We start from the raw sequence: 14,343 nt of genomic DNA, 5'->3' as shown, positions 1-14,343 counted from the left end.
ACATCACATCCGTCCGGCGATCGAGGCCCGGGGCCATCCGTGACTGCGGAGGTCTGCGTGACGAAGAAGACCCCGACCCCTTTCGAGCGAATCTGGTTGAGCTGGAGCACCTTGGAGAGCAGCACGGGTCCGAAGCCGGTGACGGTCGCGCGCACCGGAATGCCGGGGCCGGTGCCACCCAGACCGTAGAACTCGCAGGGGAAGCCCTTGGCCTCCCACTCCTGGCCGACTGGCCCGCCCGCTCCTGGACCCGTGCGCCGGGTTCGCCGGGGGCCGCGATTCCGCAACAGCCGTCGCCGTTGACGTCGGCGAGGAAGACGGGCACGCCGCTGGCGGAGAGCTGCCGCAGCGAACTGGAGCGGCAGCGCGGCGGGCGGCGGCGCGGCGGGCGGCGGCGCGGCGGACGCCCCGGACGCCTCGGACGCCTCGGACGCCCCGGACGCCTCAGCGGGCGGTGCTGTCGTGGAAGGGGCTGCCGAAGTGGCCGCAGATGCGGAAGTTTCCGCTTTGGGCGTGATCGACGGCGCTCCACTGGCGTTCTTGACGGCCCTCTATTTCGGTTATGCATAATTTTGTCCAGCATTGCACCGTGGCTGCGTGGCTGCGCCGGGAGCCGCTTGACCGGTAGGCTTTCCGTGTGATCTTCAAGCGCATCGGTAACGGGCGGCCTTATCCCGACCATGGCCGGGAAAGCACCCGGCAGTGGGCGGACGTTGCGCCGCGCCCGGTCCGCCTCGATCAGCTCGTGACCACCAAAGGCCAGTTGGATCTCGAAACGCTGCTCGCGGAGGACTCCACGTTCTACGGCGACCTGTTCGCCCACGTCGTGAAGTGGCAGGGCGACCTCTATCTGGAGGACGGCCTGCACCGCGCCGTGCGCGCGGCGCTGCAACAGCGCCAGGTGCTGCACGCCCGCGTCCTCGAACTGGGCTGAAGCCGCACTCCGCCCCGCCCGAAGCGGGGCGGCCCCCGCACGGGACCGCTCGACGGACCGGTCGGCGGGCCTCTTCGACTGACCCTTTCGGGCTCTTTACGGACCGTACGGACCCAATCGGTTGATCATTTAGTAGGCATCGGCACCAGGTCGCACTACGCTGCGCCCATGAGCATGCTCACTCCCCCCGGCATGGGCGGAAAGTACCGCATTACGGGCGACAAGTACCCACGAATGCGACGTCCTCGCCGCCGCGGCAGGATCGTTCTGGTGGTCGTCGCCGCCGCCGTCGCCCTGGGCCTCGCCGGCTGGGGAACCCTGCAGCTCATCGATGTCTTCACCGGTGACGACGCCGGGTCGTCGGCGGCCGGGACGCGCACGACGGACTGCAAGCCCGCCCCGAAGCCCTCCGTCGCGGCCCCCCTCGCGCTGAAACCGGCCCAGGTCACGGTGAACGTCTACAACGCCACCCCGCGCGGCGGCCTCGCCAAGGCGGCGGCCGACGAGCTGAAGCTGCGCGGCTTCGCCATCGGCAAGGTGGGCAACGCACCCGAGGCGTACGACAAGAAGATCCCCGGCACCGGGATACTGCTGGGCGGCGCAGCGGCGCAGCGGGGCGCGTTCCGCGTGCTCGCCACCCAACTGAAGGGCAGCCAGGTCAAGACCGACACCCGCGCGACCGCGGACATCGACCTGATCCTCGGCACGGCCTTCAGGACCCTGGACACGAAGAAGGACGCCGACACGGCGCTGGCCGCCCTGGCCAACCCCGCGCCCGCGCCCGCGCCCTCCGGGAAGTGCTGAGGCTGCCGTCTCAGCCGGCCGTGCCGTACATGCGGTCGCCCGCGTCGCCCAGCCCCGGCACGATGTAGCCGTGGTCGTTGAGCCGCTCGTCGACGGAGGCGGTGACCACGGTGACCGGGGTGCCCGCCAGCTCGCGCTCCATCATCTCGACGCCCTCGGGCGCCGCCAGCAGCACGACCGCGGTCACATCGTCCGCGCCGCGCTTGATCAGCTCGCGGATCGCCGCGACGAGGGTGCCGCCCGTGGCCAGCATCGGGTCCAGGACGTACACCTGGCGGCCCGAGAGATCCTCGGGCATCCGGTTCGCGTACGTCGACGCCTCCAGTGTCTCCTCGTTTCGGATCATCCCGAGGAAGCCCACCTCGGCGGTCGGCAGCAGCCGCACCATGCCGTCGAGCATGCCCAGACCGGCCCGCAGGATCGGGACGACCAGCGGGCGTGGGTACGAGAGCTTCACGCCCGTCGTCCCGGTCACCGGGGTCTCGATGTCCACCTGCTCGGTGCGCACGTCCCTGGTGGCCTCGTACGCAAGCAGAGTGACCAGCTCGTCGGCGAGACGCCGGAAGGTCGGGGAGTCGGTGCGCTTGTCGCGCAGTGTGGTGAGTTTGTGCGCCACCAGCGGGTGGTCGACGACATGGATCCGCATGGCGCCAACAGTAGCCCGGGGTCGCATCAACGGGTGGTCCGGAGGGAAGGTGGAGGGGACGGACTCAGCCGTGGGGTGGTGAGTGGCCGATGCGGGAACCCGAACCCGACCAGCAGGAGACAGCGGCCGAGAGCGATGCGGAGCGCCGACGGCGACGCGCCCAGTTCCTCCGCGAGCTCAATGAGGCAAAAGCACTGCGCGACCGCGTCCAGCCCCGGCGCGCCCGGGCGGCACGGATGCGGCAGCAGATGCGCATGAGGACCTTCCGCTGGTGACTGCTCCCGGCGGTAACGGTCCTCATGAAGGGTTCTTGTAAGAACTGATGGCCGACTCAACGACGGAAGACCTCTCGCAAAGCCAAGGTTTCTGCCACGATTCCGAGTGGGCGGGGCTGAGCAAAGCGCCGCCGGTCGTCACACCTCTGATCAGTGGGAGAGTCACGGTGTACTTCGCCGCACTGCTCGCGCGCACTCAAGACGGGTGGGAAGCGAGCGACACAGAGCTCGACGATGTGGAGACCCTGTCGGATCTGACCGACCTGGCCCGTGAGGCCTCGGTGGACGAGGACACGGTGATCGTCTTCATCGAGCAGGAAGACGCTTGGTTCGGCCTCCTCCGGGTGGAGGGCGAGGAAGACCCTCGCATCTTCGTCTCGGACGCGGCCGCGGCCGCACGCTCCTCGTACGGGGAAATCCTCACCAATGAACTGCTCGGCGGGGACGATGACGACCCGGCCGACGACCTGGACACCCTGGACCTCGACGGCACCGAGGACGGCGAGCCGGACGAGGACGACGAGGACGAAGCGGACTCGCTTCCGGCCGCCGAACTGGTCCCTGCGGGACCGGTCGGCGACCGCGACATCCTCATGGACCTGGGACTGTCGGAGAAGGAGTTGCTGGCACTGGACACGGACGCGCTCACGGAGATCGCGGACGCGCTGGGCGTCGCCGACGTGCTGGAGACCGTCCGCTAGTGACCGGGGCCGCACCTGATCCCGCACCCGGACCCGTCGGCGATCCGGTACGCGACCCGTGGGAGGCGCCCATGCGTCTCGCCCTCCAGGAGGCGGAGCGTGCGGCGCTGTCCGGCGATGTGCCGGTCGGCGCCGTCGTGCTGGCCCCGGACGGCGAGCTGCTCGCCGCCGGGCACAACGAGCGCGAGGCGACCGGCGATCCGACGGCGCACGCCGAGGTGCTCGCGATCCGCAGGGCCGCCACGCGGCTCGGCGCGTGGCGGCTGAGCGGTTGCACGCTCGTCGTGACGCTGGAGCCGTGCACGATGTGCGCGGGCGCGATCGTGCAGTCCCGGGTCGACCGGGTGGTCTTCGGCGCGCGCGACGAGAAGGCGGGCGCGGCGGGCTCGCTCTGGGACGTCGTACGGGACAGGAGGCTCAACCACCGGCCCGAGGTGATCCTGGGCGTGCTGGAGCGGGAGTGCTCCCGGCAGCTGACGGAGTTCTTCCGTGAGCGCTGAGCCGGGCTCCCGGGACGCCGGCCGACCGGATCCGGATACGGATTTCGGAGCACGGCCCACCTTGGGCTAAGCTCTCTCCCGGTAGCGTGTCCGAGCGGCCGAAGGAGCTCGCCTCGAAAGCGAGTGTGGGGAAACTCACCGAGGGTTCAAATCCCTCCGCTACCGCTCTTTTCGAAGGGGCCCGACGCATCGCGTCGGGCCCCTTCGCTTGTCCGGGAGCCATCGGTGCCGGGCGGCCGAACACCGCCTGAACGGGCGGCAGAAGGCCCCTGATGACCGGGGCGTTCACCCGGAAGGGCTCGGTTAGACTCACGCGACGCACGACCCGGGGGGCTGGAGCGGCCACAGGGATCACAGGGGAGGCAGGGACTAATGGTGCAAACGAAGAAGATCGCTCTTTATGTTGTCGTCGTCTTCGCGCTGTACACGATCATCACGTCCCCGGACAAGGCGGCCGATCTGGTCCAGATAGGGTTCGAGGGCATTTCGAGCGCCGCTCAAGGCGTCGGGAAGTTCATGACCGAGCTCGTCAACTAGGAGCGCCGTGATCCGCCATCTGGTCCTTTTCAAGCTCAACGACGGCGTCGAGCGCGACGAGCCGCGTGTGGCCGCCGGAGTGAAAGCCTTCCAGGAGCTGGACGGGCAGGTGCCCGAGCTGGAGTTCTGGGAGTGCGCCTGGAACATCACCGAACGGCCGATCGCGTACGACTTCGCCATCAACTCCGCGGTGACCGACCGGGACGCCCTGAAGCGGTACATCGAGCATCCGGCCCATCAGGCCGCCGCCGGTCAGTGGCGAGAGTTCGCCACCTGGGTGATCGCCGACTACGAGTTCTGAGCCCTCTGCTTTCCAGGCCCCCCGCCCCTGTGGCGGGGGGCTTTTCGAGGTTTAAGACCTCGCTTGCCTTCAACACGGAGTTATCGGGTGCTTGCACACAGTGGACATGTCTTGTGATGCTATGACCGCTTTTGACGGATGAGTTGACCGTAGTTGACCGCAAAGGGGTGGCGTGACCGTGCCGGCCAGTACTGCGCCTCAGGTGCCACCCCAGAATGAACGCCCCGACGACGCCCCACCCCCCGGGAAACCGCAGAACAGGGGCGCGGACACCCGCGCGCTGACCCAGGTGCTCTTCGGCGAGCTCAAGGGCCTGGAGCCGGGCACCCCCGAACACTCCCGGGTCCGCGGATCGCTGATCGAGGCGAACCTGCCACTGGTGCGGTACGCGGCGGCCCGCTTCCGCAGCCGCAACGAGCCGATGGAGGACGTCGTCCAGGTCGGCACGATCGGGCTCATCAACGCGATCGACCGCTTCGACCCGGACCGCGGGGTGCAGTTCCCGACCTTCGCGATGCCCACGGTGGTCGGCGAGATCAAGCGGTACTTCCGCGACAACGTACGGACCGTCCACGTGCCCCGTCGGCTGCACGAGCTGTGGGTCCAGGTCAACGGCGCCACAGAGGACCTGACGACGGCTCACGGCCGCTCGCCCACCACCGCCGAGATCGCCGAGCGGTTGAAGATCGGCGAGGACGAGGTGCTCGCCTGCATCGAGGCCGGGCGGTCGTACCACGCGACCTCGCTGGAGGCGGCCCAGGAGGGTGACGGGCTGCCCGGACTGCTCGACCGGCTCGGCTACGAGGACCCGGCGCTGGCCGGCGTCGAGCACCGCGATCTCGTGCGCCATCTCCTCGTACAGCTGCCCGAGCGTGAGCAGCGGATCCTGATGCTGCGCTACTACAGCAATCTGACGCAGTCCCAGATCAGCCAGGAACTGGGCGTTTCCCAGATGCATGTGTCAAGGCTCCTTGCCCGAAGCTTTGCCCGACTGCGATCCGCAAACAGGATCGAGGCGTAGCTGGAACGGGTAGACCGCTCCAAGGCCGAAACCAGCCCCGAACAAGCTCCGCACCCCCAGTTTCCTGCGCATAGTCGCCCGATACTTGTCGACATGTCACTACAGCGTGTTGCCGACATGTGACATTCTGCTGGAACCGCGTTTGCCGCAGCTCCGCCTCCGGTATTCAGGTGGAGGCTGCGTTCCTCCGATGGTCGTGGCCGACGCGACCGTCCGCGACCTCAAGGGGGTGGCATGTCCGTAGAACAGGGCAGCTCGAAGGTGCTCACGCTCATGAAGAGCGTCCCCGCGCCTGCCGTGGCTGACAGCTCGGAAGCCATCGACACCCGCACTCTGTCCCGCTCCCTGTTCCTGCGGCTGCGCGCGCTCGACGCCAAAGGCGCTGCGGGTCCGGGCGAATCCCCGGAGCGCACCTATGTGCGCGACACGCTCATCGCACTCAACCTCCCCCTCGTGCGGTACGCGGCGGCTCGCTTCCGCAGCCGCAACGAACCCATGGAGGACATCGTCCAGGTCGGCACGATCGGCCTGATCAAGGCGATCGACCGGTTCGACTGCGAACGAGGCGTGGAATTCCCGACGTTCGCCATGCCGACGGTCGTCGGTGAGATCAAGCGCTTCTTCCGTGACACCTCCTGGTCGGTGCGGGTGCCGCGCCGGCTCCAGGAGCTGCGCCTCGCGCTCACCAAGGCCAGCGACGAGCTCGCGCAGAAGCTGGACCGCTCCCCGACCGTTCCCGAACTCGCGGCGGTCCTCGGTGTGTCGGAGGAGGACGTGGTCGACGGACTCGCCGTCGGCAACGCCTACACCGCCTCCTCGCTGGACTCGCCCTCGCCCGAGGACGACGGCGGCGAGGGCTCCCTGGCGGACCGTCTGGGGTACGAGGACTCGGCGCTGGAGGGCGTGGAGTACCGCGAGTCGCTCAAGCCCCTGCTGGCCAAACTCCCGCCCCGCGAACGGCAGATCATCATGCTCCGCTTCTTCGCGAACATGACGCAGTCGCAGATCGGCGAGGAGGTCGGCATCTCCCAGATGCACGTCTCGCGCCTGCTGACCCGTACGCTCGCGCAGCTGCGGGAGGGCCTGATCGCCGACTGATCCGGCCGGTCCCCGCGAGTCGCCGAACTGCTGCCGGTCCCCGCCGACGGGGTTCACGGGGTTCCTTATTGACGGTGCGTCAGACACACTGTCGCGATGCGACGACGTCATGGAGCGGTTCTCGCGTCGGTCGCGCTCTGCCTCGGCGGGGCGCTGACCGCGTGCGGGAGCGGCGGCGGCAACGGCTATGTGGCCGTCGGCGCCGCGGGGTCCGGGCCCGAGAAGGCTCCCACGACCGCCGTGCCCCCCAAGGGCAAGGTCGTCCTGGTGCCGCTCGACGGCGCCGGGCCGTCCGGCGCCCCCGCGGGCAGGGCGGGCGGGAGGCTTGGTGAGGACGGCGCAGCCGGGGCGGCACAGCCCACGGTCCCAGGCGGCGGCTCCACGGGCGGCGCGAGCGGCGGCTCAGGGAGCACCGGGGGCTCCGGCGGGATCTCAGGCGGCGCGGGCGCCTCGGGCAGCGCGGGCAGCGGCGGCACGGGTGGCTCAAGCAGTAACGGCAGTGGCGACTCCGGCAGCGCGGGCGGCAGCGACGGCACGGACGGCTCCCCCGCCCCACCACCCAGGCCCACTCCGCCCCCGTCCCCCGCGACACCCGCCGCGCTCTCGCTCGGCGAACCGCTGCGCGCCCCGCTGGACGAGCGCTGGTGCGAGAAGGTGACCGTGGAGTTCCGCAACACCGGCGGCTCGCCGGTGACCTCGGGCACGGTCACCTTCGCGACGCACATCATCGGCGCGCTCGGGATCGACTGGGCGACCGTCGAGTCGGCTCAGCCGCTGCCCGCGCCGATCGGCGCGGGAGCGATGAGGAAACAGGCGTACACCGTGTGCGTGGACGCCTGGCGGGTGCCGCTGGGCATGCATATAGAGACCCAGGACGTCACCGCCGCATGGAGGTGACCCGCCGACGGGCCCTGACGGGCCCGGCCGACCGGCCCCTCGGACGCGGCCCCCGGCCGGACCGGGAGTCGGCCGCGCCCGGAGCAGGGATCCGGCGAGGGCTGTTCAGCCCAGCGCGAGCCAGGCCACCACGGCGAGGATCGCGATGCCCGCGATGACGCCGACGATCAGCCCGACCCGCGAGGAGGACTGCGCGGCGGGCGCCGCCGGGCGGCCCTGCGGTGCGCCCTCGTCGACGAAGGCGCGGAACATCTGGGTGTTGCCCGCCGGGTCGTAGTTGCCCTCGGGGCCCTGACCTTGGGGAGCGTGGGGGTTGTGTGCCATGGAGCAGGACCCTAGCGAACCCCGGGTGCGCCGCCCAACCCCGGGCGGGCAGCGGATACCTCCCCCCCACGGCCCATGACCGGCGGCATGCGAAGCCTTTGGCGTTCCTTTACTTCTGCAAGCCCCGCTTTCGTTTGCCTGCGGCAACCAACAGCTTTATGGTTGCCCTAAGCAACGAGAAGCTGGGAGCTGGCCGTGGCCGCACCGAGTCAGTACGCGGAACTCGCCCGTCAGCTCAGCGCCATCGGCGCCGTGAAGCGTGGCCTCGCGCGGATGCTGCCCGCCGAGTGCCCGTCCGGCACGGCCGCCGTACTCACCCTGCTGGAGCGGCACGGTGAGATGCGGATGAGCCGGCTGGCCGAGCTTCTCGCCGTCGACATGTCGGTCACCAGCCGTCATGTGGCCCACGCCGCCGAGCGCGGCTGGATCGAACGGCACCCCGACCCGGGAGACAAACGCTCCCGCATCCTGCGGCTCACCCCCGGGGGACTGGACATGCTCGACCAGCTCGCCCGGCGAACGACCGACATGTTCGCCCGCAGTCTGGGGGACTGGTCCGACGACGACGTCGGGCAGCTGATCGTGATGCTCGCCCGCCTGCGCGAATCCTTCGGGGACTGCCGGGCGCGGCACCACGACGACCCGTACTCCCGTACACCCGCACGACACGACGTAAGACAAGGAACTCAATGGCTACGACCACACCGGCCGGTGTGCGGGGCGGCCACGCCAAGCGCGGAGGGCACTCCTCCGACGGCGCGCCGATGACACACCGGCAGATCATGGAGGCGTTGTCCGGGCTGCTGCTCGGCATGTTCGTCGCCATTCTGTCGTCCACGATCGTCTCCAACGCCCTGCCGGAGATCATTTCCGACCTCGGCGGCGGGCAGAGCGCCTACACCTGGGTGGTCACGGCGGCGCTGCTGTCGATGACCGCGACCACCCCACTGTGGGGCAAGCTCGCGGACCTCTTCTCCAAGAAACTGCTGGTCCAGATAGCCCTGATCATCTACGTGGCGGGCTCGGTCGTGGCCGGCCTCGCGCAGAACACCGGCATGCTCATCGCCTGCCGTGTCGTCCAGGGCATCGGCGTCGGCGGTCTCACCGCCCTCGCACAGATCATCATGGCCGCGATGATCGCGCCGCGTGAGCGCGGCCGGTACAGCGGCTACCTGGGTGCGACGTTCGCCGTCGCCACCGTCGGCGGCCCGCTGCTCGGCGGCGTCATCACCGACACCGACTGGCTGGGCTGGCGCTGGTGCTTCTACGTCGGCGTGCCCTTCGCGATCATCGCCCTGATCGTGCTGCAGAAGACCCTGAAGCTCCCGGTCGTCAAGCGCCAGGTCAAGGTCGACTGGGCAGGCGCCTTCTTCATCAGCGCGGCCGTCTCGCTGCTGCTGGTCTGGGTGACCTTCGCCGGCGACAAGTACGACTGGATCTCCTGGCAGACCTACGCGATGGTCGGCGGCGCGGTCGCGCTCGGCGGGCTCTTCGTCCTGGTGGAGTCGGAGGCGGGCGAGCCGATCATCCCGCTGCGGCTGTTCCGCAACCGCACCATCACGCTGGCCTCGCTGGCGTCGCTCTTCGTCGGCGTCGCAATGTTCGCGGGCACCGTCTTCTTCAGCCAGTACTTCCAGCTGGCGCGCGACAAGTCGCCGACGATGTCCGGCGTCATGACCATCCCGATGATCGCGGGCCTGTTCCTCTCGTCGACCGTCTCCGGTCAGGTCATCACCAAGACCGGCCGCTGGAAGGCCTGGCTGGTCAGCGGCGGCGTGCTGGTGACGGCGGGCCTCGGGCTGCTCGGCACCATCCGTTACGACACGGAGTACTGGCACATCGCCGTCTTCATGGCCGTGTTGGGGCTCGGCCTCGGCATGATGATGCAGAACCTGGTGCTCTGCACACAGAACCAGGTCGCCCAAGAAGACCTCGGCTCGGCCAGCTCGGTCGTCACCTTCTTCCGTTCGCTCGGCGGTGCGATCGGCGTCTCCGCGCTGGGCGCCGTCATGGCGAACCGGGTCACCCACTACGTCAAGGACGGGCTCACCGAGCTCGGCCCGCAGGGCGCGGCGCTCGGCCGGGGCACGGGCGGCGCCATCCCCGACCTGGACAAGCTGCCCGCCCCGATCCGCACGGTGATCGAGAGCGCGTACGGGCACGGAGTGGGCGACATCTTCCTGTATGCGGCGCCGTTCGCACTGTTCGCCTTCCTGGTGACGCTGTTCATCAAGGAGGTCGCGCTGAAGGGCCACTCCACTCCCGAGACCTCCGAGACCGTCGGGGTTCCCGCGGCCGTCGCGGCGCCCGCCGTCGCGGAGAGGCCGGGCGTGGAGCTGCCGGTGGACATCGGCGGCCAGGGCGTGACCCGTATCGAAGCGCTCCGTCAGACCGGCGCGCTGGTCCAGGGCACGGTCAGGGGCGGCTCCGACCGGCGTCCGCTGGCCGACGCCCGGGTCACCCTCGTGGACGCGGCGGGCAATGTCGTCGCCACCTCGACGACGGGCGACGACGGCGCCTACGCCTTCGCCGACCTGGACTGCGGTGAGTACTCGGTCATCGCGACCGGTTACCCGTCGGTGGCCGGCGCGTTGACCGTGGCCGGTCGCGGGATCGACCGCCACGACATCGAACTCGCCCACCGGGGCGAGTAGCTGAGCCCCCGGCGGGCGCGCTCCCAGCGGAGGCGCGGCACCCGCCGGTGTGGAACAGGGGCGGCAGGCAGGGGACGGCCTGCCGCCCCCCGTCAGGCTGAAGGTGGAACTCGCGATCCAGGCGGTGCAGGGGCGATGCGTCGCCGACGGGCTGAGGCATGTGAGGCATAGGCTGCGGCGCATGGCACCCAACATCGCCACCAACACTGCGGTGGAACTGGACGAGTTGCTGGAGTTCGTACGCCCGAGGCACCGGGCGATCCTGCTCACCACCCGCGCGGACGGCACGCCCCAGGGCTCCCCGCTCACGTGCGGGGTCGACGACTCGGGCCGTCTGGTGATCTCGACCTACCCCGAACGCGCCAAGACCCGCAACGCGCGCCGGAACCCGCAGGTCAGCGTGATCGTCCTGTCGGACGACTGGGACGGCCCATGGGTCCAGATCGACGGCACGGCGGAGGTGATCGACGCGCCGGACTCGGTGGAACCGCTGGTGGAGTACTACCGGAACATCGCGGGGGAGCATCCGGACTGGGCGGAGTACCGGGAGGCGATGGTGAAACAGGGGAAGTCGATCATCCGCGTGACGGTGGGGAGATGGGGGCCGGTGGCGAAGGGCGGGTTCCCGGCGGGACGGTCGCCGAAGCCGTGAGGGTCCGGGGGTGCGGGTGTTGTTCCCCGAGCCCGCCCCCTCCCGAAACCGGGGCCCGTCAATGCTCCCGCGGCTGGACAGGTGCGCGGGTGGCAGCGTTGCGCCGCCACCACAGGCCCCGGCAGGCAGGCTCCGAGAGCGCGAAGAATGCCCCGCACTGCATGCACCAGGGCAACCCGTTCTCTGAGTCCACGGGACACCCTGTGCCACAGCGGGGGCACTCCTCCATGCGTCCTACTCTCAGGCGCTTAGTCGAACTCTCCGGCACGGATGGCTGCGGCGAGGCTCGCCCATCCGACTTCGGACATCGTGACGATGATGTCCGGCCGCTCAGAGTCCCGCAACGCCACTACGCCCGGCACGTTCCTTGCCACCTGCGGGCAGTTGTTGACGCGCGCATCACGGCAAGCCTGCGTGCCGAAGAACTCGAAATCGGGTGCGTCCATCGCGCTTCCCTTCCCTCTGAGTGCGGGGAATCGGTCCCCGCGCCGTATTGAGTGCGCCCCCAACTGCTCGCCGACAAGGGACAGTTGGGGGCGCTGACCCGTACCGGACGGGGGCGGCCGGTACGGGGGCATTCGTTGCGGCCTTACGCGGATTCGGCTGCGTTTCCTGCTGGTCTTTCTGGGGCGCCTGGGCGCCTACCGGTCGCGCGTCACGCGCGCATGGTCGGTCACGACACGGCGGAACATGTCATGCCCAGTGCTGCCGGTATGGCAGGCACCAGTCCTGTGCCGCTTCCTGCTCGTCCTGAGGGCCGGAATCCTCGCCACAGTGGGGCGCAATGCAGAACGCCTCGTACGTGACTCCGCCTTCCGGCATGTGCCGGATGGTGTGATTGACGAAACGCATTACAGAACGCGGCACGATTCCCCCTGGGCCTGTCGCTTTGCCTTGCACGGCGGGCATTCGCAGGGCGGGAATCCGAATCCCATATCGGACGGATTTCCGGGAGGGCACAGGTGCGTCACCTTGTCCTGTACTTCCGTCCGGGCGCCTGTCTGAGAATTGACCCGATAGACAGCGATCGTCATGGTGGTCACGTGATCACGCGCCCTTTCCGGTTGGCGCATGGCGCCATTCCTCGCCCAGGTGACACAACAGGTAGGGCCGGACCAGGGTCATGGGGCGTTCCCAGAGCGCGGGCGGGTACCACTGCGCGCGAGGCTCCGGCAGGAGCGGCACGCGTGGAGCGCGCCTCGCCCGAAGCCTGCGGGCTGCGACCAGTCGGGCGCCGCATACGGACGGAGTGAGCTGGGCGGGCGCATGGGGCGCCACAGGATGCGCTGCGGGTCGGCTGTGCCTGCCGGGCGTACGGCGCCCCCAGAGGGCGACTGTCACCCATCCGAGTAGACGTGTTACAAAGTTTATGACTGCCTGCTCTCTCAGGTGGTCCACGCCCTGGGAGGTCTAGCCGCCTCGCCAGGGTCCTTACGTCTGGCCACGTTGCCGCGCTGCATGAGGCTGCACCACGGCAGAAGTGCCGCATTTAGGCGGCATGTTGGCTGCACGCGGTACCCTGACCAGCGGAGACGGCATCCCGGACGGAGTACGGGCATGGCACGTAAGCGGCAGCGTCTAGCGCAGCGCCGGAAGGCGAGCGGGTACACACAGGAACAGTTCGCGGACGCCCTGAGCGTCGACCGCACCACGGTGCAACGCTGGGAACGCGGGGAGGTAGATCCCCAGCCGCATCAACGGCCGAAGATGGCAAAGCTCTTGCGGCTCACGTCCAGAGAACTGGACGAATTGCTGGAGGCGGACACTCTGCCCGTTGCTGCGACGCCCAGTTGGACAACCCCGACTCAGCCGGCCAACGATGATGAGGTGGCCGCTTGGGAATTGGCTCGACGTGTGCAGGCAAGCGACGTTGGACCGGAAACACTCACGCGTCTAGAGCGAACCTTTGATGAGTTGGCGAGTGCTTACCCGGTCACTCCTCCGGCCGAACTACTGGAGCGCGTACGACAGCACTCCGCCTATGTCGTACACCTACTTGACGCGCGCAAGACGCTTTCGGAACATCGGCGCTTGCTGGTCGTCGGGGGTTGGCTGTCCCTGTTTGGTGCAACACTGCATATCGACCTCAAGCAGGAGCACGCAGCAACGACCAGACTGCAAGCCGCGGTGACGCTCGCGCGGCAAGCGGAACACCCGGAAATCGAAGCATGGTGCTACGAAACCGACGCGTGGCGCGTGCTGACGAATGGCGACTATGTACGCGCGCTTGAACTGTCCCTAGCCGCTCAGGACATCGCACCCGTGGGAACATCGGCCCAGATTCAGGCCACCGCCCAGGAAGGGCGCGCACGCGCGAGGCTCGGCGAAGCGAAAGAGACATACGCGGCTATCGACCGAGTCCAGGAAATGGCCGCCACGCTGGGTATCTCAGAGCGCCCGACAGAGCACCATTACCAGTACGACCCCGCAAAATCGCTCGCCTACACAGCAACAACCCTCGCATGGTTGGGCGACGCTGCCGCGGAGCCGTACGCGCGTGAGGTCATGAAGCGTCTGAGTCCCTCCGACGACGTCAGCAAATGGCCCCGTCGAGTGGCCTCCGCCAACATCGATTTGGCGCTAGTTCTCCTCGTGGGCAACCGCCTTGACGAAGCCTGTGATTCCGTCCAGAAAGCCATACTGAGCGGCAGGGTAGTGCCGTCCAATCATTGGCGAGCGCTGGAAGTGGTCAACGTGGTTGAGGCCAGAGAGCTGCCGGAGGCGCCCGACCTACGCGAGGCATACGAGGGTTTAAAGGCGATCGGAGCATGAGAGGGGCCATGAGGACCCCCCATCTCAACCCCGCAAGGGTTGAGATGGGGGTCTGTCTGTCTGATCAGAACACGGGGTGGCCAGCCCCGTGCCGCCTACCTTCGCCATAGCGCCGGACGGGTAGCGCTGGAAGGTATCAGCCACAAGCCGCGCCCAGTCGTCGCACCGAGATCGTAGTCACCCTGGGCCAGGGACCGTTGGTGGTTGCACCCCGGCGGGTGGGTTCA

General features: G+C 68.9%; 16 protein-coding genes, 1 tRNA gene and 2 pseudogenes. 15 read left to right on the top strand and 4 right to left on the bottom strand.

The window, feature by feature from the left end; genetic code table 11:
• Positions 1-62 precede the first annotated feature (62 nt).
• Positions 63-343, bottom strand: a pseudogene (locus OG293_RS18325) (helicase HerA-like domain-containing protein); the annotation flags it as partial.
• A 294-nt stretch (positions 344-637) separates the two neighbouring features.
• Here OG293_RS18325 and OG293_RS18320 point away from each other — a divergent pair.
• Positions 638-934, top strand: coding sequence for a type II toxin-antitoxin system VapB family antitoxin (locus OG293_RS18320; protein WP_003955420.1), 297 nt, complete (start codon positions 638-640; stop codon positions 932-934).
• Positions 935-1,102: 168 nt separating this feature from the next.
• Entirely contained in the window at positions 1,103-1,738 is a 636-nt protein-coding gene (locus tag OG293_RS18315) for a LytR C-terminal domain-containing protein (RefSeq protein WP_405999860.1), read from the top strand.
• Positions 1,739-1,748: 10 nt separating this feature from the next.
• Here the strand turns inward: OG293_RS18315 and upp are convergent, their stop codons facing one another.
• Positions 1,749-2,384, bottom strand: coding sequence for a uracil phosphoribosyltransferase (upp, locus tag OG293_RS18310; protein ID WP_405999859.1), 636 nt, complete (start codon positions 2,382-2,384; stop codon positions 1,749-1,751).
• Positions 2,385-2,473: 89 nt separating this feature from the next.
• Here upp and OG293_RS18305 point away from each other — a divergent pair, with 89 nt between their 5' ends.
• From OG293_RS18305 to OG293_RS18265, 9 genes are all read left to right on the top strand, one after another.
• Complete coding sequence (locus OG293_RS18305; protein WP_405999858.1) at positions 2,474-2,659, top strand: hypothetical protein; 186 nt, start codon at positions 2,474-2,476, stop codon at positions 2,657-2,659.
• Positions 2,660-2,826: 167 nt separating this feature from the next.
• Positions 2,827-3,360, top strand: coding sequence for a hypothetical protein (locus OG293_RS18300; protein WP_405999857.1), 534 nt, complete (start codon positions 2,827-2,829; stop codon positions 3,358-3,360).
• A 71-nt stretch (positions 3,361-3,431) separates the two neighbouring features.
• Positions 3,432-3,860, top strand: coding sequence for a tRNA adenosine(34) deaminase TadA (tadA, locus tag OG293_RS18295; RefSeq protein WP_405999856.1), 429 nt, complete (start codon positions 3,432-3,434; stop codon positions 3,858-3,860).
• Positions 3,861-3,940: 80 nt separating this feature from the next.
• Positions 3,941-4,025: transfer RNA gene (locus OG293_RS18290), tRNA-Ser, on the top strand.
• A gap of 207 nt (positions 4,026-4,232) precedes the next feature.
• Positions 4,233-4,397, top strand: a complete 165-nt coding sequence (locus tag OG293_RS18285) for a hypothetical protein (RefSeq protein ID WP_405999855.1) — start codon at positions 4,233-4,235, stop codon at positions 4,395-4,397.
• A 7-nt stretch (positions 4,398-4,404) separates the two neighbouring features.
• A complete protein-coding gene (locus OG293_RS18280; RefSeq protein WP_405999854.1) occupies positions 4,405-4,698 on the top strand; it encodes a Dabb family protein in 294 nt (97 codons plus the stop codon).
• Between the two features lie 178 nt (positions 4,699-4,876).
• Positions 4,877-5,719, top strand: coding sequence for an RNA polymerase sigma factor SigF (locus OG293_RS18275; RefSeq protein WP_405999853.1), 843 nt, complete (start codon positions 4,877-4,879; stop codon positions 5,717-5,719).
• A 234-nt stretch (positions 5,720-5,953) separates the two neighbouring features.
• On the top strand, positions 5,954-6,817 hold the full coding sequence (locus OG293_RS18270) for an RNA polymerase sigma factor SigF (RefSeq protein ID WP_405999852.1): 864 nt from the start codon (positions 5,954-5,956) through the stop codon (positions 6,815-6,817).
• A gap of 96 nt (positions 6,818-6,913) precedes the next feature.
• Positions 6,914-7,714, top strand: a complete 801-nt coding sequence (locus tag OG293_RS18265; protein WP_405999851.1) for a hypothetical protein — start codon at positions 6,914-6,916, stop codon at positions 7,712-7,714.
• 105 nt (positions 7,715-7,819) lie between these two features.
• Here the strand turns inward: OG293_RS18265 and OG293_RS18260 are convergent, their stop codons facing one another.
• Entirely contained in the window at positions 7,820-8,038 is a 219-nt protein-coding gene (locus tag OG293_RS18260) for a hypothetical protein (RefSeq protein WP_405999850.1), read from the bottom strand.
• 195 nt (positions 8,039-8,233) lie between these two features.
• Between OG293_RS18260 and OG293_RS18255 the strand changes: the two are divergent.
• From OG293_RS18255 to OG293_RS18245, 3 genes and pseudogenes are all read left to right on the top strand, one after another.
• Positions 8,234-8,698: pseudogene (locus tag OG293_RS18255) on the top strand (MarR family winged helix-turn-helix transcriptional regulator); the annotation flags it as partial.
• A 29-nt stretch (positions 8,699-8,727) separates the two neighbouring features.
• Positions 8,728-10,692, top strand: a complete 1,965-nt coding sequence (locus tag OG293_RS18250) for an MFS transporter (protein WP_405999849.1) — start codon at positions 8,728-8,730, stop codon at positions 10,690-10,692.
• A gap of 181 nt (positions 10,693-10,873) precedes the next feature.
• Positions 10,874-11,344 carry a PPOX class F420-dependent oxidoreductase gene (locus tag OG293_RS18245; RefSeq protein ID WP_405999848.1) on the top strand — a complete coding sequence of 157 codons (471 nt, stop codon included), beginning with the start codon at positions 10,874-10,876 and terminating at the stop codon, positions 11,342-11,344.
• Between the two features lie 248 nt (positions 11,345-11,592).
• On the opposite strand, the gene OG293_RS18240 is transcribed toward OG293_RS18245, so the two are convergent.
• Complete coding sequence (locus tag OG293_RS18240; RefSeq protein ID WP_405999847.1) at positions 11,593-11,790, bottom strand: DUF397 domain-containing protein; 198 nt, start codon at positions 11,788-11,790, stop codon at positions 11,593-11,595.
• 1,111 nt (positions 11,791-12,901) lie between these two features.
• Between OG293_RS18240 and OG293_RS18235 the strand changes: the two genes are divergently transcribed.
• Positions 12,902-14,116, top strand: coding sequence for a helix-turn-helix transcriptional regulator (locus OG293_RS18235; protein ID WP_405999846.1), 1,215 nt, complete (start codon positions 12,902-12,904; stop codon positions 14,114-14,116).
• The last annotated feature ends 227 nt before the right edge of the window (positions 14,117-14,343 follow it).

This window comes from Streptomyces sp. NBC_00829 (assembly GCF_045161795.1).
Classification (GTDB): Bacteria; Actinomycetota; Actinomycetes; order Streptomycetales; family Streptomycetaceae; genus Streptomyces.
This window is presented reverse-complemented; position numbering and strand designations above follow the sequence as displayed.

Excerpts from the sequence above, each read along its gene's own strand:
- OG293_RS18265 (WP_405999851.1), top strand. The coding sequence starts at position 6,914 with ATGCGACGACGTCATGGAGCGGTTCTCGCGTCGGTCGCGCTCTGCCTC.
- OG293_RS18245 (WP_405999848.1), top strand. The coding sequence starts at position 10,874 with ATGGCACCCAACATCGCCACCAACACTGCGGTGGAACTGGACGAGTTG.
- OG293_RS18305 (WP_405999858.1), top strand. The coding sequence starts at position 2,474 with ATGCGGGAACCCGAACCCGACCAGCAGGAGACAGCGGCCGAGAGCGAT.
- OG293_RS18235 (WP_405999846.1), top strand. The coding sequence starts at position 12,902 with ATGGCACGTAAGCGGCAGCGTCTAGCGCAGCGCCGGAAGGCGAGCGGG.
- OG293_RS18315 (WP_405999860.1), top strand. The coding sequence starts at position 1,103 with ATGAGCATGCTCACTCCCCCCGGCATGGGCGGAAAGTACCGCATTACG.
- OG293_RS18285 (WP_405999855.1), top strand. The coding sequence starts at position 4,233 with ATGGTGCAAACGAAGAAGATCGCTCTTTATGTTGTCGTCGTCTTCGCG.
- OG293_RS18250 (WP_405999849.1), top strand. The coding sequence starts at position 8,728 with ATGGCTACGACCACACCGGCCGGTGTGCGGGGCGGCCACGCCAAGCGC.
- OG293_RS18240 (WP_405999847.1), bottom strand. The coding sequence starts at position 11,790 with ATGGACGCACCCGATTTCGAGTTCTTCGGCACGCAGGCTTGCCGTGAT.
- OG293_RS18260 (WP_405999850.1), bottom strand. The coding sequence starts at position 8,038 with ATGGCACACAACCCCCACGCTCCCCAAGGTCAGGGCCCCGAGGGCAAC.
- tadA (WP_405999856.1), top strand. The coding sequence starts at position 3,432 with ATGCGTCTCGCCCTCCAGGAGGCGGAGCGTGCGGCGCTGTCCGGCGAT.
- OG293_RS18270 (WP_405999852.1), top strand. The coding sequence starts at position 5,954 with ATGTCCGTAGAACAGGGCAGCTCGAAGGTGCTCACGCTCATGAAGAGC.
- upp (WP_405999859.1), bottom strand. The coding sequence starts at position 2,384 with ATGCGGATCCATGTCGTCGACCACCCGCTGGTGGCGCACAAACTCACC.